The organism is Streptomyces ureilyticus, from assembly GCF_011045025.1.
GTDB classification, from domain to species: Bacteria; Actinomycetota; Actinomycetes; order Streptomycetales; family Streptomycetaceae; genus Streptomyces; species Streptomyces ureilyticus.
In genome coordinates this window covers 1-17,045 of record NZ_JAAKZX010000049.1, presented here as the reverse complement: position 1 = coordinate 17,045, position 17,045 = coordinate 1, and the positions used below count along the sequence as shown (strand labels likewise).

General features: G+C 71.8%; 15 protein-coding genes. 12 read left to right on the top strand and 3 right to left on the bottom strand.

From position 1 onward, the window contains the following. Positions 1 to 258 precede the first annotated feature (258 nt). The 10 genes from G6048_RS17665 (at position 259) to G6048_RS17620 (ending at position 11,507) form a co-directional block, all read left to right on the top strand. Complete coding sequence (locus G6048_RS17665) at positions 259 to 1,524, top strand: beta-ketoacyl-[acyl-carrier-protein] synthase family protein (RefSeq protein WP_165340506.1); 1,266 nt, start codon at positions 259 to 261, stop codon at positions 1,522 to 1,524. Beyond that, positions 1,521 to 2,753 carry a ketosynthase chain-length factor gene (locus tag G6048_RS17660; protein WP_165340505.1) on the top strand — a complete coding sequence of 411 codons (1,233 nt, stop codon included), beginning with the start codon at positions 1,521 to 1,523 and terminating at the stop codon, positions 2,751 to 2,753. The genes G6048_RS17665 and G6048_RS17660 overlap by 4 nt, the downstream gene beginning before the upstream one ends. A gap of 136 nt (positions 2,754 to 2,889) precedes the next feature. Continuing rightward, a complete protein-coding gene (locus G6048_RS17655) occupies positions 2,890 to 3,162 on the top strand; it encodes an acyl carrier protein (protein WP_165340504.1) in 273 nt (90 codons plus the stop codon). 161 nt (positions 3,163 to 3,323) lie between these two features. Beyond that, a complete protein-coding gene (locus G6048_RS49620) occupies positions 3,324 to 5,111 on the top strand; it encodes an acyltransferase domain-containing protein (RefSeq protein WP_235989993.1) in 1,788 nt (595 codons plus the stop codon). Beyond that, positions 5,108 to 5,317, top strand: a complete 210-nt coding sequence (locus tag G6048_RS17645) for a DUF6059 family protein (RefSeq protein ID WP_165340503.1) — start codon at positions 5,108 to 5,110, stop codon at positions 5,315 to 5,317. Before G6048_RS49620 ends, G6048_RS17645 begins: the two co-directional genes overlap by 4 nt. A gap of 134 nt (positions 5,318 to 5,451) precedes the next feature. Beyond that, positions 5,452 to 6,918 (top strand): GuaB1 family IMP dehydrogenase-related protein, encoded by a 1,467-nt coding sequence (locus tag G6048_RS17640; protein WP_165340502.1) that lies wholly within the window; start codon positions 5,452 to 5,454, stop codon positions 6,916 to 6,918. A 6-nt stretch (positions 6,919 to 6,924) separates the two neighbouring features. Next, positions 6,925 to 7,377, top strand: a complete 453-nt coding sequence (locus G6048_RS17635) for an Lrp/AsnC family transcriptional regulator (protein WP_165340501.1) — start codon at positions 6,925 to 6,927, stop codon at positions 7,375 to 7,377. A 189-nt stretch (positions 7,378 to 7,566) separates the two neighbouring features. Beyond that, complete coding sequence (locus tag G6048_RS17630) at positions 7,567 to 8,763, top strand: MFS transporter (RefSeq protein ID WP_165340500.1); 1,197 nt, start codon at positions 7,567 to 7,569, stop codon at positions 8,761 to 8,763. Between the two features lie 151 nt (positions 8,764 to 8,914). Next, positions 8,915 to 9,739: a carbon-nitrogen hydrolase family protein gene (locus G6048_RS17625; RefSeq protein ID WP_165340499.1), complete on the top strand. Its 825-nt coding sequence runs from the start codon at positions 8,915 to 8,917 to the stop codon at positions 9,737 to 9,739. 58 nt (positions 9,740 to 9,797) lie between these two features. After that, positions 9,798 to 11,507, top strand: coding sequence for a flavin monoamine oxidase family protein (locus tag G6048_RS17620; protein ID WP_165340498.1), 1,710 nt, complete (start codon positions 9,798 to 9,800; stop codon positions 11,505 to 11,507). Positions 11,508 to 11,577: 70 nt separating this feature from the next. Here G6048_RS17620 and G6048_RS17615 read toward each other — a convergent pair whose 3' ends face one another. Continuing rightward, positions 11,578 to 12,510 carry an LLM class F420-dependent oxidoreductase gene (locus G6048_RS17615; RefSeq protein ID WP_165340497.1) on the bottom strand — a complete coding sequence of 311 codons (933 nt, stop codon included), beginning with the start codon at positions 12,508 to 12,510 and terminating at the stop codon, positions 11,578 to 11,580. 97 nt (positions 12,511 to 12,607) lie between these two features. Then, positions 12,608 to 13,294: a DUF5995 family protein gene (locus G6048_RS17610; RefSeq protein WP_165340496.1), complete on the bottom strand. Its 687-nt coding sequence runs from the start codon at positions 13,292 to 13,294 to the stop codon at positions 12,608 to 12,610. Between the two features lie 173 nt (positions 13,295 to 13,467). Between G6048_RS17610 and G6048_RS17605 the strand changes: the two genes are divergently transcribed. Further along, positions 13,468 to 14,595 (top strand): glycoside hydrolase family 6 protein, encoded by a 1,128-nt coding sequence (locus tag G6048_RS17605; RefSeq protein ID WP_165340538.1) that lies wholly within the window; start codon positions 13,468 to 13,470, stop codon positions 14,593 to 14,595. On the opposite strand, the gene G6048_RS17600 is transcribed toward G6048_RS17605, so the two are convergent. Beyond that, entirely contained in the window at positions 14,577 to 15,785 is a 1,209-nt protein-coding gene (locus G6048_RS17600; protein WP_165340495.1) for an MFS transporter, read from the bottom strand. The genes G6048_RS17605 and G6048_RS17600 overlap by 19 nt on opposite strands. A 130-nt stretch (positions 15,786 to 15,915) precedes the next feature. Here G6048_RS17600 and G6048_RS17595 point away from each other — a divergent pair. Beyond that, positions 15,916 to 17,045, top strand: a 1,130-nt coding sequence (locus G6048_RS17595; RefSeq protein WP_165340494.1) for an ROK family transcriptional regulator, incomplete at its 3' end; no start/stop codon positions are given.

Genomic DNA, 17,045 nt, shown 5'->3' with positions numbered 1-17,045 from the left:
TCCGGACGGCCGGGGCGGGGAGGACCTGACCCTGAACCGCACCGGCCTCCGCATCGATTGAGCAGCGCCACGGACAGCAAAAGCGCCACGGACAGCAGAGGCGCCAAGGAACGTCAGAGGCGCCAAGGACAGCGGTAGCGCCATGGACAGCAGGAGCGCCACGGAGCGCCACGGACGAAGGGATCGACAGTGACCCCCACAGTTCCATCCGGGTGGTGCGCGGTGCCGCACCGGGCCCCGTCGAAGGCCAGGTAGCCCATGCGCAGAGTCGCCATCACCGGTCTGGGCGTCGTGGCCCCGGGCGGAGTCGGTGTCAAGGAGTACTGGGATCTGCTCACCTCCGGACGCACCGCCACCCGCCGGATCACCTTCTACGACCCGTCCCCGTTCCGTTCGCAGGTCGCCGCCGAGTGCGACTTCGACCCGCGGGCCGCCGGACTCTCCCCGCAGGAGATCCGCCGGCTCGACCGGGCCGCGCAGTTCGCGGTCGTCTCCACCCGCGAGGCACTCGCGGACAGCGGGCTCGACACCTCGGCGCTCGACCCGGGACGCATCGGCACCTCCCTGGGCAGTGCGGTCGGCTGCACCACCAGTCTGGAGCGCGAGTACGTCGTCGTCAGCGACGGCGGCCGCCTCTGGAACGTCGACCACACCTACGCGGTGCCCGAGCTGTACCAGCACTTCGTGCCCAGCTCCATGGCCGCCGAGGTCGGCCGCGAGGCCGGCGCCGAAGGGCCCGCCGCCGTGGTCTCCACCGGCTGCACCTCCGGCCTCGACTCGCTCGGCCACGCGGTGGAACTCATCCGCGAGGGAACCGCCGACGTCATGATCGCGGGAGCCACCGAAGCGCCGATCTCGCCGATCACCTCGGCCTGCTTCGACGCCATCCACGCCACCACCCCGCGCAACGACACCCCCGAGAGCGCCTGCCGGCCCTTCGACCGGACGCGCAGCGGACTCGTCCTCGGCGAGGGCGCCGCGATCCTCGTACTGGAGGAACTGGAGAGCGCCCGCCGGCGCGGCGCGCACATCTACGCCGAGATCGCCGGCTTCGCCTCCCGTTGCAACGCGTTCCACATGACCGGCCTCAAGCCCGACGGCCACGAGATGGCCGCGGCCATCGACGCGGTCCTGGCCGAGGCCCGCCTCGCCCCCGACACCGTCGACTACGTCAACGCCCACGGCTCGGGCACCAAGATGAACGACCGTCACGAGACCGGCGCGTTCAAGCGCAGCCTCGGGGAGCACGCGTACCGCACCCCGGTCAGCTCCATCAAGTCGATGATCGGGCACTCCCTCGGGGCGATCGGCTCGCTGGAGATCGCCGCCTGTGCCCTCGCCATGGAGCACTCGGTTCTGCCGCCCACCGCCAACCTGCACGAGCCGGATCCCGAACTCGACCTGGACTACATCCCGTTGACGGCCCGTGAGCACACCACGGACGTGGTCCTCAGCGTGGGCAGCGGATTCGGCGGCTTCCAGAGCGCCATGGTGCTGGCCCGCCCGGAAAGGAGCGCCCCATGACCACGACCGCCGTGGTGACCGGGCTGGGCGTGGCCGCGCCCAACGGCCTGGGCACGGAGGAGTTCTGGAAGGCCACCCTGGCCGGCGAGTCCGGCCTCGGCCCGGTCACCCGCTTCGACGCCGGCGGCTATCCCTCGCGGATCGCCGGCGAGGTGCCCGGATACGTCGCCGAGGAGCACATCCCCAGCCGGCTCATGCCGCAGACGGACCACATGACGCGGCTCGCGCTGACCGCGGCCGAGTGGGCCCTGGCCGACGCGGGCCTCGACAGTGCCGGTCTCGACAGCGCTGGCCTTCCCGAGTACGGCGTCGGCGTGGTCACCTCGGCGTCCGGCGGAGCCGTCGAGTTCGGCCAGCGCGAGCTGGAGAACCTGTGGAGCAAGGGGAAGGAGTACGTCAGCGCCTACCAGTCCTTCGCCTGGTTCTACGCCGTGAACACCGGCCAGATCTCCATCCGGCACAAACTGCGTGGCCCCAGCGGCGTCCTGCTCACCGAACAGGCCGGCGGCATCGACGCCCTCGGCCAGGCCCGTCGCCACATCCGCAAGGGCGTCCCGGCTGTCGTGTCCGGCGGTGTCGACGCGGCCCTGTGCCCTTGGGGCTGGGTGCCGCAGATCGCCTCCGGCCTGATGAGCACCGTCAACGACCCCGACCGCGCCTACCTGCCGTTCTCGTCCGACGCGGCCGGCTACGTACCCGGCGAGGGCGGCGCGATCCTCGTCGTTGAGGACCCGGAGTCGGCCCACCGCAGGGGCGCCGCCCGCGTCTACGGCCACCTCGCCGGATACGCGGCGACCCTCGATCCGGCACCGGACTCCGGCCGCCCGCCCGCACTGCGCCGGGCCGTCGAGAACGCCCTGGCAGACGCCGGGATCACCCCGGCCGACGTCGACGTCGTCCTCGCCGACGCCTCCGGCGTACCGGATCTGGACCGGGCGGAGGCCGAGGCGCTGACCGCGCTCTTCGGACCGCGCGGCGTTCTCGTCACGGCGCCCAAGACGATGACGGGACGCCTGCTCGCCGGCGGCGCCGCGCTGGACGTGGCCACCGCCCTGCTCGCCCTGCGCGACGGGGTTGTCCCGCCCACCGTGAACGTGGCGGCGCCCGCGCCGGACCAGCAGCTCGACCTGGTCACCGAGGCCCGCGAGGCGGACTTGCGCACCGCGCTTGTCCTCGCCCGCGGATACGGCGGCTTCAACGCCGCGCTCGTCGTCCGCCGCGCCGACTGAACCATCCGAACGCATCCGAACGCCTCGGAAAGTCATCCGGACTCATCCGAACCGTTCGGCCCGGCCCGAATCCACCCCGCACCACCGCATCAGCGACCGCCCGACCACCCGACCGACCGAGAGGACGTCACCCACCATGACCACCACCACGACCACCACCGTCACCCTCGCCGACCTGACCCGCATGCTCCGCGAGAGCGCCGGCGAGGAGGAGGGCGTAGACCTGGACGGCGACGTCATCGACACCCCGTTCATGGAGCTCGGCTACGACTCCCTCGCCCTGTTGCAGGTCATCGGCGAGATCCAGCGCGAGTACGGCATCGAGATACCGGACGACGCCGTGGTCGACGCGGAGACCCCGGGCGCGCTCCTCGCCCTCATCAACTCCGGTGGCGCCACGGCCGCCTGAGTCCCCGACCGGCCGCCCCGCCCCACATCCCCCGCAGGCGGGGCGGCCACCCCACCTCCCGTACGTACGACCGAGCCCGCGACGGCCGGTCCCGTACGCACCACCGAGCACGCACGCACTACCCATGCGGCCCGGGGCCGCGGCCCCAGAAGGAGGGAAACATGACGCTCACGTCGCTCAGCGCGGTCGTCCGGAGGCTGATCGTGAGCCCCGGCCCCGCGCGGGAACAGCGGACGCGGTCCGTGGTGTCGGCCGCCGGAGTCTCGGCGGTCCTGCGCGCCTTCGGACGGTCTCCCGAGGCGCTGCCGGTCCGTACCGTGGTGTACCTCGGCGGGCCCGCCACCGACCCGCCTCCCGGTCCGCGGCACGAAGGGTTCACCGTCCGCACCGTGCTCACCCCGGGCCGCGCCCTGCGCCTGGCCCACCGTGAACTCCACGCCGGTACCGCCGACTTCGCCCTGGTGGCGGGCTTCGGCGAGCCGGAGCAGGACACCATCACGGTGTACGCGGTCAAGCGGGCCGCCGAGGCCGTCGCCGACTCCGACCCCATCCTGGGCGTACTGGACGTGACGGGCACCGACGAGGACGCGCCGCCGCCCCTGCGCCCACTCCGCCACGGCCACCGCGCCACCGATCCCGACCGCCACCGGCTGCTGCTCTGGTCGGGCCGCGACACGGACGACGAGACCCGGGTACGGGGCGAGTTGCTGCCCCTGCTCGACGGACTGCACAGCGAGGCGTTCCCCGCCCTGCCCACCGCGGTGCCCTGCGGAACGCGTCCCGGACCGGTGCGCGCGGCGGCCGTCAGCGTGTCCGTGCTCGCCGTCAGCTCCGTGCACAAGGCCCGGCCCGTACGAGCGGACCGTCCCCGGCCGGTGGCGCTCCTCTTCCCCGGCCAGGGCTCACAGCACCCGGGCATGGCGGCGGGCCTCTACCGTCGTGAGCCCGTGTTCACCGCGGCCGTCGACGCCGTCCTCGCGCACCTGGGCGAGGACGGCCGCCGGATCCGCGACGACTGGCTGAACCCCGGCGCGCCGCGTATCCCCGTCGACGACGTACGGCGGGCGCAACCGCTGCTGTTCGCGGTCGACTACGCGCTCGGCCGCCTCGTTCTCAGCTGGGGTGTGCGGCCCGTCGCCCTTCTCGGGCACAGCGCCGGCGAGCTCGTCGCCGCGACCCTCGCCGGCGTCGTGTCGCTGCCCGACGCGATCGCCATGGTGATGTCGCGGGTACGGGAAGCCGTGAAGATGCCGGCCGGCGGCATGCTGGCGGTCGCCGCGAGCGAGGACCAGGTGCGCCCCTACCTCGACGCGGACGTCGTCGTCGCGGCGGTCAACACCGCCCAGCAGGTCATGCTCGCGGGTGCTGCGGCGCCGCTCGCCGCCGTCGAGTCCCGGCTCAGGGCCGACGGCTTCACGGTCGTCACGGTCCCCGCCACCAGCCCGTTCCACTCCCCGGCGATGGCCCCCGCCTCGGACGCGGTGGAGGCCGACTACCGCCGCATCCCGCTGCGGGACGCGCGCCTGCCCCTGTACTCCGGCTACACCGGAGCCCTGCTGCGCCCCGAAGAGGCGCTCAGCCCGCGCTTCTGGGCCCGCCAGATCACCGACACCGTCCACTTCCGTACGGCACTGGAGGAACTCCTCGCGATCGAGGACGTCCTGCTGGTCGAGGCCGGACCCCGGCAGACCCTCACCGCGTTCGCCCGCCGCCACCGGGCCGTACGCCTCGGCGCCAGCGCCGCCGTGCCGCTGCTTCCCGCCCGCCGGGGCACGGCCGAGGCCGACCGCCAGTCGGTGCTGACCGCCGCGGCGCGGCTGTGGACCGAGGGGCACGACCTCGATGTGGAAGCGCTGTCCCGGCTGTGGACATGGAGCGACGAAACACCTGTCGCCGCCACGGTCCCGAGCGGCGCGCACCGGGAGCCGGCGCCCGCCCTGCGGTCATGAAGGCCGTGACACGGTTCCTCCGGGGCTGCTACGAATCCCTGGTCGCCGCCGGCTGGATGTGGCTGGGCCTGCCGGCAGCGCCACCGACGCCACGGCCCCCGGTCCTGCTGCCACCGCCACTCGGCCACCCCGAGCGGCTGTGCCCGGACATCCCGCTGACCACCACGGAACGGGCACTCGAACGTCAGCTCGCGGCACCGCGGTAACGTTTTGTCGTAAGGCAGAATCCTGCCCGACACGGGAGCCCCCGTACCTCCCTGGAGGATTGCCCGACCGCGGGGGCCTCTTGCTGTGTCTTCCTGGCAGTGACCTGCGTCAATTCGCGTGAAACTGTGGGTCTATGCGTTTCCTCGAGGCCGGCACCGGTCGCTACGTAGAGTCATCTCCGGTTCCCTACGACCTGACGTACGACGACGTCTTCATGGTGCCGAACCGTTCCGCGGTCGGCTCGCGGCAGGACGTCGACCTGGCGTCGCCGGGCGGCACCGGCACCACGATTCCGCTGGTGGTCGCCAATATGACGGCGATCGCGGGCCGCCGGATGGCCGAGACCGTCGCCCGCCGCGGCGGTCTCGTCGTCATTCCGCAGGACATCCCGATCGACGTCGTCACCGAGGTCATCTCCTGGGTCAAGGGCCGCCATCTGGTGCTCGACACCCCGATCGTCCTCGCACCCCACCAGACCGTCGCCGACGCGCTGGCGCTGCTGCCCAAGCGGGCGCACAACGCGGGCGTCGTCGTGGACGAGGACGGCAAGCCCGTCGGCGTGGTCACCGACGCCGACCTGCGTGGCGTCGACCGCTTCACACAGCTGGCCGAGGTCATGTCCCGGGACCTGCTGCTGCTCGACGCGGACATCGAGCCGCGCGAGGCCTTCAACACGCTTGACACCGCCAACCGCCGTTACGCGCCCGCCGTCCACCCGGACGGCCGACTCGCCGGAATCCTCACCCGCAAGGGCGCCCTGCGCGCGACCCTGTACACACCGGCCACCGACGCGAACGGCAGTCTGCGCATCGCCGCCGCCCTCGGCATCAACGGCGACGTGGCGGGCAAGGCCAAGCAGCTGCTCGACGCGGGCGTGGACACCCTCGTCATCGACACGGCGCACGGCCACCAGGAGTCGATGGTCACCGCGATCAAGGTCGTACGCGCCCTCGACCCGCAGGTCCCGATCGTCGCGGGCAACGTCGTCGCGGCGGCCGGTGTGCGGGACCTGATCGAGGCGGGCGCGGACATCGTCAAGGTGGGCGTGGGCCCCGGCGCCATGTGCACCACGCGCATGATGACCGGCGTCGGCCGGCCGCAGTTCTCGGCCGTCCTGGAGTGCGCCGCCGAGGCGAAGAAGTACGGCAAGCATGTGTGGGCCGACGGCGGCGTCCGGCACCCCCGCGACGTGGCGATGGCGCTCGCGGCCGGTGCGTCGAACGTGATGATCGGCTCCTGGTTCGCCGGTACATACGAGTCGCCGGGCGACCTGCACCAGGACGCCGACAGCCGCCTGTACAAGGAGTCGTACGGCATGGCCTCGGCGCGCGCCGTCCGCAACCGCACCAGCGAGGAGTCGGCCTACGACCGGGCTCGAAAGGGCCTGTTCGAGGAGGGCATCTCCACCTCCCGCATGTACCTCGACCCGGACCGCCCGGGCGTCGAGGACCTCATCGACGCGATCATCGCGGGCGTCCGCTCCTCCTGCACCTACGCCGGCGCGAACTCCCTGGCGGAGTTCGCCGAGAAGGCGGTCGTCGGCATTCAGAGTGCCGCCGGCTACGCGGAGGGCATGCCACTGCACGCCAGCTGGAACTGACGCGGAGTGCTCAACGAACTCGACGAACGCATCGTGCATGCCCTCGCCGAAGACGCTCGCCGCTCCTACGCCGATATCGGGCAGGAGGTCGGCCTGTCCGCGCCCGCGGTGAAGCGGCGCGTGGACCGGTTGCGGGCCACCGGAGCCATCACCGGTTTCACGGTTCGGGTGGACCCTGCCGCGCTCGGCTGGGAGACCGAGGGGTTCGTGGAGATCTACTGCCGCAGCAACACGTCTCCCGAGACCATTCGGCTCGGTCTCGAGCGCTATCAGGAGGTTGTGGCCGCGTCCACCGTCACCGGTGAGGCGGACGCGGTTGTTCAGGTCTTCGCCTCTGATATGCGGCACTTTGAGCGGGTGCTGGAGCGGATCGCTGGGGAGCCGTTTGTGGAGCGGACGAAGTCGGTGCTGGTGTTGTCGCCGTTGTTGCGACGGTTTTCTTCGGGGGCGCCTGGGTGAGAACGGGGCGCTCGGGCCGCGGCATCGCACCCTTCCTAATCAAGGCGCCGTTACTCGCTGTGCTATGTCGGCTTGTCCGTTTACTATCGGTGCCATGACCTGGCGACATTGATCCACCAGCCGTGCCTCCCGAGGGCCGCCTCGGGCGCCGTATCTCCGGTGTCCGAACTGTCCCTGCGGGAAGGCCTCATGACTCTCTCACCTGCGCGTGTGCCCGCCGTCGGCGTGCGGCGGCTTGCGGCGACGCTGTACGGCTACGCGTTTCTCCACGACTTGATCCTGCTCTACCCGGTGTACGCGCTGCTGTTCAGCGACACCGGTCTGTCGGTCTGGCAGATCTCCTCCCTGTTCGTCCTGTGGTCGTTCACGAGCCTGGTCCTGGAGGTCCCCTCCGGTGCCTGGGCCGACGCCTTCTCCCGTCGGCGGCTGCTGTGGCTCGGTCCGCTGCTCACCGCCGCCGGCTTCGCCCTGTGGGTGCTCGTCCCGTCGTACGGTGCCTTCGCGCTCGGCTTCGTCCTGTGGGGCGCCGGGGAAGCGCTCGGCTCCGGAGCGCTGGAGGCCCTGGTCTACGACGAGCTGGACCGGCTCGGCTCCGCCGACCGGTACGCCCGCGTCATGGGCCGGGCCCGGGCGGCGGGCCTGCTCGCCGTGATGGCGGCGATGGGGCTCGCCGGGCCGGTGTTCGCGTTCGGCGGCTACCCGGCCGTGGGCGCGGTGAGCGTGCTGGCCTGTCTGCTGGCGGCGGCGATGGCCACCCGGTTTCCGGAGCACCGCAAGCCGGCGGCCGGAAGCGACGGCTGGGCCGCCACCCTTCGGGCCGGGCTCACCGAGGCGCGCACCAACCGCTCCGTCCGTGGAGCCCTGCTGCTCGTCCCCGTCGTGACCGCCGTCTGGGGCGCGCTCGACGAGTACTCGCCGCTCCTCGTGCGTGACACCGGCGTACCGGACGAGATGGTCCCGTATCTACTCCTGCTGATCTGGGCGGCGGCCACCGTCGGCGGCCTGCTGGCCGGGGCGGGCGAACGCCTGGGCACGGCCGGGTTCGCCGGGCTGCTCGCGGGCGCCGCGCTCGCCCTGGCCGTCGGCGCCGCGGCGGGCACTCCGGCCGGCATCGGCCTTGTCGCCCTCGCCTTCGGCGGCTTCCAGCTGGCGACCGTACTGGCCGACACCCGCCTCCAGCACCGCATCGACGACACAGGGCGGGCCACCCTCACCTCGGTCGCCGGTCTCGGGACCAGCCTGGCCACGATCGCCGTCTATGGTGCGTATGGCGCGGCCGGCTCGGTGACCGCGCACGGCACCGCCTTCGCGTGGTTCACGGCGCCGTACCTGGTGACGGCGCTGATCCTGGTGGCCAGAGCTTCAGCGGCGAAGGCACGACCGTGAAGCCGCCTCTGCGCAACGAATCGCCGTCCCACCCCCGACATACGCAACGATCCGCCCTCAAACGCGCAACAACACCGCCTTGTCCGCCCGAAGCCCCGCCCGTACCGTCGATCTGGCCCCCGAACCCCTCCGCCTCCGGTGAGGAACACCCATGCGCACCGCCCTGCTCCAGAGCTCCGGACGCCCCGGCTCCGTCGCCGCGAACCTCAAGGTTCTCGACGAGGCCGCTGGGCGTGCCGCTGCCGCGGGAGCCGGGCTGCTGGTGGCGCCGGAGATGTTCCTGACCGGGTACGCGATCGGGGCTGACGTGAGCCGGCTCGCCGAGCCCGCCGACGGGAACTGGGCCGACGCGGTCGCGGAGATCGCCGGGCGGCACGGGCTCGCGGTCGCGTACGGCTACCCGGAGCGGGACGGCGAGACCGTCTTCAACTCCGTCCAGCTGATCGACGCCGGCGGCGTGCGTCTCGCCAACTACCGCAAGACGCATCTCTTCGGCTGCTTCGAGCGCGAGCACTTCACGCCGGGCGACGAGCCGGTCGTCCAGGCCGAGCTCGGCGGCCTCCGCATCGGGCTGATGATCTGCTACGACGTGGAGTTCCCGGAGAACGTCCGCGCCCACGCCCTGGCCGGCACCGACCTCCTCGTGGTCCCCACGGCCCAGATGCACCCGTTCCAGTTCGTCGCCGAGTCGGTCGTACCGGTGCGCGCCTTCGAGAACCAGATGTACGTCGCGTACGTCAACCGGGTCGGCACGGAAGGGGAGTTCGAGTTCGTCGGTCTCTCCACGCTGGCGGGCCCTGACGGGGTGGCCCGGGCCCGCGCGGGCCGTGGCGAAGAGCTCGTCCTCGGTGACGTGGACCCCGCCCTGCTGGCCGCCTCCCGCGAGGCGAACCCGTACCTGAAGGACCGCCGCCCCGGCCTCTACGGGTCCCTGAGCCGAACGAGCCGAACGAGCCGGACGAGCCGGCCGATCTGACCGACCCGAACCCCCAGCCTCACCCCCCCGCAGCTTTCGCGCAAGGAGTCCGTACCCCATGACGTCCACCGTGCCCAACGCCATCGAGCACGCAGACAAGCAACAGCCGCCGATCACCATGTTCGGCCCGGACTTCCCGTACGCGTATGACGACTTCCTCGCGCACCCCGCGGGCCTCGGCCAGCTCCCGGCGACCGCACACGGCACCGAGATCGCGGTCATCGGCGGCGGCCTGTCCGGCATCGTGGCGGCGTACGAGTTGATGAAGATGGGCCTGAAGCCCGTCGTGTACGAGGCCGGCGAGATCGGCGGTCGGCTGCGGACGGTGGGCTTCGACGGGTGCGATCCCTCCCTCACCGCCGAGCTGGGTGCGATGCGCTTCCCGCCGTCCTCCACGGCGCTCCAGCACTACATCGACCTGGTGGGTCTTGAGACCCAGCCGTTCCCCAACCCCCTTGCCGAGGTGACGCCTTCGACGGTCGTCGACCTCAAGGGCGAGTCCCACTACGCCCGGACCATCGACGACCTGCCCGAGGTCTTCCGCCAGGTCGCGACGGCCTGGAACGCCTGTCTAGAAGACGGCGCCGACTTCTCCGCCATGAACCAGGCCATGCGCGACCGCGACGTCCCGCGCATCCGCGAGATCTGGGCCAGGCTCGTCGAGAAGCTCGACAACCAGACCTTCTACGGCTTCCTCTGCGACTCGGAGGCCTTCAGATCTTTTCGGCACCGCGAGATCTTCGGCCAGGTCGGCTTCGGTACGGGCGGCTGGGACACCGACTTCCCCAACTCGATCCTCGAGATCCTGCGCGTCGTCTACACCGAGGCCGACGACCACCACCGCGGCATCGTCGGCGGCAGCCGCCAACTCCCGCTCCGGCTCTGGGAACGCGAGCCGCAGAAGATCGTGCACTGGCCGTACGGGACCTCGCTCGCGAAGCTGCACGACGGGACCCCGAAGCCCGCCGTGACCCGCCTGAACCGCACGGCGGGCAACCGGATCACCGTGACGGACGCGCACGGCGAGATCCGTACGTACCAGGCGGCGATCTTCACCGCCCAGTCCTGGATGCTGCTCTCCAAGGTCGACTGCGACGACTCGCTCTTCCCGATCGACCACTGGACGGCCATCGAGCGGACTCATTACATGGAGTCGAGCAAGCTCTTCGTGCCCGTCGACCGGCCGTTCTGGCTCGACAAGGCCGTCGACGACAGGGGAAACGCAACCGGGCGTGACGTCATGTCGATGACCCTCACCGACCGTATGACGCGCGGTACTTACCTCCTCGACGACGGTCCGGACCGTCCCGCCGTCATCTGCCTCTCCTACACCTGGTGCGACGACAGCCTGAAGTGGCTGCCGCTGTCGGCGAACGAGCGGATGGAGGTCATGCTGAAGTCGCTCGGCGAGATCTATCCGAAGGTCGACATCCGGAAGCACGTCATCGGCAGCCCGGTGACCGTGTCCTGGGAGAACGAGCCCCACTTCATGGGCGCGTTCAAGGCCAACCTGCCCGGCCACTACCGCTACCAGCGGCGTCTGTTCACGCACTTCATGCAGGACCGGCTCCCCGAGGACAAGCGCGGCATCTTCCTCGCGGGCGACGACATCTCCTGGACGGCGGGCTGGGCCGAGGGCGCCGTCCAGACCGCGCTGAACGCGGTCTGGGGCGTCATGCACCACCTGGGCGGGGCGACCGACCCGGCCAACCCCGGGCCCGGCGACGTCTACGACGAGATCGCGCCGGTGGAACTGCCCGAGGATTGAGAACCGGGGACTGAGAACCGGGAACGGAGAATCCCCGACCGGGCCGGCCGCCTGAGAGGAACGCGGAACGTCAGATCCCGGCCGCCCGCGCCGCCGTGAACACCTCGGCGGCCACGTCCTTGAGTTCCTGGGCGTCCCGCGTCGAGGCCTGGAGGTCGAGGAAGAACTCGTCGAGGCCGATCTCCGTGTGGGCCTTGAGGTCCGTCACGATCTGCTCGACGTTGCCCTGGAACGGGGCGCGGTCGGCGCCGTCGTAGGCCTTCGCCGTGTACTGCACGCCGTTCACCCGTACCGAGGTCGCGATCGGCTTCGTGCGGCCGCGCTCGGACGCCATGTCCTGCACCTGCTGCCACTGTGCGGCGAGCTGGTCGGCCCCCATGGCGATCGGCATCCAGCCGTCGGCGCGGTCGATGAGCCGGGTCAGCGCCTTCTTGCTGTTGGCGGGCAGCAGGACCGGGATCGGCCGGGCGGGCTTGGGCCCGACCACGGACGGTGCGATCTTGGTGAGGCGGCCCTCGTACTCCACCGGGTCCGGGCCCCACACGGCCTGGCACACGTCGAGGAACTCGTCCAGGACCCGGCCGCGCTCCTCGAACGGCGCGACGCCCGCCGCCGCGTACTCGTCCAGCGACCAGCCCGTGCCCAAGCCCGTCACCACCCGGCCGCCGCTCGCCGCGTCCAGCGTGCCGAGCGTCTTGGCCAGCTGGAACGGGCCGTGCAGCGGGACGACCAGGACACCCGTGCCGAGCCGGACCCGCTCGGTGGCCGAGGCCGCCAGCGTCAGCGTGACCAGTGCGTCGGGGACACTGCGGTAGTGCGGGGGCCAGGGCAGGCCCGGCACCCCGTACAGGCCCTGCGTCGCGGGCTCCGGGAACAGGGCGCGCTCGTACACCCACAAGCTCTCGTAGCCGATCTGCTCGGCGGTGCGCGCCACATCGGGTACGTCCCGTCCGATGTCGTACTGGGGCGCCTGAGGAAGACAGAGGCCCAACTTGGTGGCCATGGCTACGCTCCTTCGCGTTGCTTCACGTAAGGCAGTTCAACAGTCAACCTAACGCCCGCGTACCCCGATTCGGCGGTGCCGAGCCGGTGTGGCCGGATCAATCCGGCAGGGGAGTGAGCAGCATCCGGCTCGCCAGACCGACGGCCGCGTCGAGGCGGCGGGCGCACTCGTCGGCGAGGTCGGGCAAGTCGCGCAGGGCCCACAGCGCGCGAGCCGCCGACCACGCTCCGTCCCGCGCCCGCTCCAGGCTCCACGAGCCGATCAGATGGGTGAGCGGATCGGCGATCTGGAGGACGTCCGGCCCGGGCGTCAGATCCTCGCGGATGCGTTCCTCCAGCGTGATGAGGATGTCGCCCACCTGCTCGAACTCGTCCTCCAAGTCGACGGGTTCGCAGTCGAGCGTACGACAAGTGTCTACGACCGCGAGCGCCAGATCGTGCCCGATGTGCGCATTGATGCCCGCGAGCGCGAACTGCAAGGGGCGTACGCCGGGATGGCGCCGGAGCTGGAACAGCGGACGCCAGCAGGCGGGTGGACGGCGCTCTTCGGCCACCGCTTCGACGGCCGCGAGGTAGCGCTCGGCGAACCGCACGTCCAGCGTGATCGCGGCCTGCGCATCGGGGAATTGGCCCGCGTCAACGTGCCGGTCGACCTCCTGGGTGACGGCGAGGTAGACGCGGTTGAAGACCGCCACACCGTCCCGCTCCGGCCAGGTCGTGCTGAGTGTGCGCAAACGAGATACGACCTTGTCCACGGGTGTCGCGAAATGTTCCAACTGGACCATGGATGCAGCGTCCCACCCTTAGGGTGGCTAAAGGTCCGACGGGCCGAACGCTTCCCCAGAACGGGGGAACGCGCTCGACCGGCAAGAAGGGGGAGCCCCGAGTGTCAGGCAAACGTGCCCGGCGCCAGGCCGAACGCAGGGCCGAGCGCAGACGCGCCGCCCGGCGCGGCGCCATGGTGTCGGTGGCCTCCGCCGTGGTGGCGGTCGGCACCGCGACGGGGATGATGACCGCACTCGACGGCCGGGGCGGCAGCGACGAGGCCCGCCCGGAAGTGACCAACTCCCCGTTCCTGGAGCCCGGTCCGGCCGTGCCGACCTCCTCGCCCACGAAGTCCGCCTCGCCGTCCCCCTCGCCGTCCAAGTCTTCGGCCAAGCCGAGCCCCAAGCCGTCGAAGGCCCCCAGGCCCGAGGCGAAGAAGCCGAAGCCCGTCGAGGTGTCCACGAATCTGTACCGCTACCCCGATTCCCATGCGCTCCAGTGGGTCGCCGCGAACCGCGACGACCCACGCCGCGCGGTCATAGAGTCCCGGCTGGCGAATCAGCCGCAGGCCGTGTGGTTCGCGGAGTTCGCTCCGGACACCATCACCTCGCGGGTCCGTTCAGTCACATCCGCCGCCGCTGCCCAGGGGCGCGTCCCGATCGTGGTGCCGTACGCGATTCCGCAGCGCGACTGCGGCGGGCCCTCCCAGGGAGGGGCGGGCAGCCTCGGCGAGTACGACGCCTGGATCGACAAGTTCGCCGCCGGCCTCGGCTCCGGCGAGGTCGTCGTGATCCTGGAGCCCGACGCCATCGCCCTGGCCGACTGCATGTCCGAAGGTGACCGGGGCGCCCGCTTCGCCTCACTGGCCCGCGCCGGCCGCGTCCTCAAGGCCGCCAACCCGAACGCCCGGGTGTACTACGACGCGGGCCACTCCACCTGGCGCGGCGCCTCGGCCATGGTCGGACTGCTGCGCCAGGCAGGCGCCGCCTCGGCCGCGAGCTCGGACGGCATCTTCAGCAACGTCGCGAACTTCAACGGTACGAACGGCGAGATCGCGTACGTCCGACAGACCCTGGACGCGCTCGGCGGCCCCGCGAGCCTCGGCGCCGTCATCGACACCAGCCGCAACGGTGGCCGCATCCCGCCCGCCGGCGAGTGGTGCGATCCGGCGGGCCTCAAACTGGGCCGGGCACCGACCCTGAGCACTGGCGAGGCCCGGATCGACGGCTACCTGTGGATCAAGCTGCCGGGCGAGTCCGACGGCTGCCTGGCCGCGCCGGGGGAGTTCGCACCGGACTACGCCTACGACTTGGCGCGCTGAACCGGCTCCTGTGAAGCGACCTCGGCACTCTGCCGGGCGCCGGTGCGCAACACACCGGCGAACGCTACGAGCCCGAAGGTCAGGGCCGTGACCAGGCAGAAGGACACCACCAGGCTGCTCGCGTCCGCGATCGTGCCGATCGCGGAGGGGGCGATCAGGCCCGAGGTGTACGTGATGGTGGCGACGCCCGCGATGGCCTGGGCGGGGTTGGGGCCGCTGCGTCCGGCCGCCGCGAAGCAGAGCGGGACGACGACGGCGATGCCGAGGCCGAGCAGCGCGAAGCCGCTCATCGCCACCACCGCGTTGTCGGCCACCACGACGAGCAGTCCGCCGAGCGTCGCCAGGACGCCGCCGACGCGTACGGTGCGGACCGGGCCGAAGCGGTCGATCACCTTGTCACCCGCGATGCGCGCGAGCGCCATGGTGAGCGTGAAGCCGGTCGTGGACGCCGCCGCGACCCCGGCCGAACTGCCGAGCACGTCCCGCAGATAGACCGCCGACCAGTCCAGGCTCGCCCCCTCCGCGAACACCGCGCAGAACCCGACCGCGCCGATGAGCAACGCGGACCTGGGCGGCAGCGCGAACCGCGGCGGCGCCTCCTCGTCCTCCGTGGGCCGCAGATCCAGTACGCCCTGACAGGCGGCCACACCGATCAGGGTGAGCGCCACCGCCGCCAGCGCGTGATGCAGGCGGGCGTCCGAGCCCAGGTGGGCGGCGAGCGTACCGGCCGCCGAGCCGATCAGGGCGCCCGCGCTCCACCAGCCGTGCAGGCCGGACATGATCGACTTGTCGAGCCGGGTCTCGACCTCGACGCCCAGCGCGTTCATCGCCACGTCGGACATGCCCGCGGTGGCGCCGTACACGAAGAGCGCCACGCACAGCGTGAGCAGGTTCGGCGCGAGCGAAGGGAGCACCAGGGCCAGCGTCCACAGCGCGAGCAGTCCGCGCAGGGCCGCACGGGCACCGAAGCGATGGCTGATCCCGCTGGCCAGCGGCATCGCCACGGAGGCGCCGATCGCGGGGAACGCGAGCGCCAGGCCCAGCTGGCCCGCGCTCACCGAGGCGTGGTCCTGGATCCACGGAACGCGGGTCGCGAACGAGCCCGTCACGGCGCCGTGCACGGCGAAGACCGTCGCCACGGCGTACCGGGCGCGCCTCAACTCGCTTTTGTCGTAGACCACTTCACTCACGTCTCCGGGCCCTCCCTCGCGCCTGTCCGCTCTGCCGATCCGCCGACGTAAACTATCAGGGTCCCTACCTGATAGATAGCGGATATCGGGCCCTGGTCGCCTCGCCCCTCCAATCTGGAAGGATCCCGCCATGCCCGCATCTCCGAGTACTGCCCGGGCCATCAACGACCGGCTCGCCCTGCGGCTGCTGCAGCAGGAAGGTCCTTTGACGGCAGGGCAGTTGAAGCAGCTCACCGGACTGTCCCGGCCCACGGTCGCCGACCTGGTGGAGCGCCTCACGGCCGCCGGGCTGATCGCGGTCGTGGGGGAGGCGGGGGAGCAGCGCCGTGGCCCGAACGCCCGGCTGTACGGGATCGTCGCCGACCTCGCGCGGCTGGCCGCGCTGGACGTACGTACCGAAGGCGTGTCCGTCGTCGTCACGGATCTGCTGGGCTCGGTCCTGGCCGAAGCCTCGGTGCCGATCGGGGACGAGACGTGCACCGGGTCCGCCGTCGAGCAGGCGGTCACGCTGGTCGAGCGTACGGCCAAGGAGGCCGGGGCCGACAAGCTGCACACGGTGGGGATCGGGGCGCCCGGCCTCATCGACCCCGCCACCGGCGAACTCCGTGACTCCTCCGGCCTGCCCGAGTGGCACCGGCGCCTCGTCGCCGCGCTCGACGACCGGTTCGCGGCCCGCGTCCTCGTCGAGAACGAGACGAACCTCGCGGCCCTGGCGGAGCAGCGGGCAGGCTCCGCCCGCGACCGGGACACCTTCGTCCTCCTCTGGCTCGGCCACGGCATCGGCGCCGCCGTGGTCCTCGACGGCGCCCTGCGCCGGGGCGCCTCCGGTGGCACCGGCGAGATCGGCTTCCTCCCGGTCCCGGGAACCGCGGGGCTGCCGTCGGCGACGGCCTGCGGTGGCGGCTTCCACTCCCTCGCGGGGGCGGCGGCGATCGTCGAACTCGCCGAGCAGTATGGGGTGGTGGCGCCCCCGTCACCTCAGGAGCCGCATGCGGCGGCCTTGGTCCGGGCGGCGGCGAATGGTGTGCCGGCGAGTGGCGCGGCGGGCCACTTCCTCGATGCGCTCGCCGATCGTGTGGCCATTGGGGCCGCGTCCGTGATCGCCGTACTGGACCCCGGGTGTGTGGTGCTCGCGGGGGAGATCGGGCAGGCCGGCGGCGAGGCTCTGGCAGGTCGCGTCCAGGACCGGCTGACCCGGTTGTCGCCGCTGCCCACCGAGGTGCGGGCCAGTTCGCTGGGGGGCGGGGCGGTGCTTCGGGG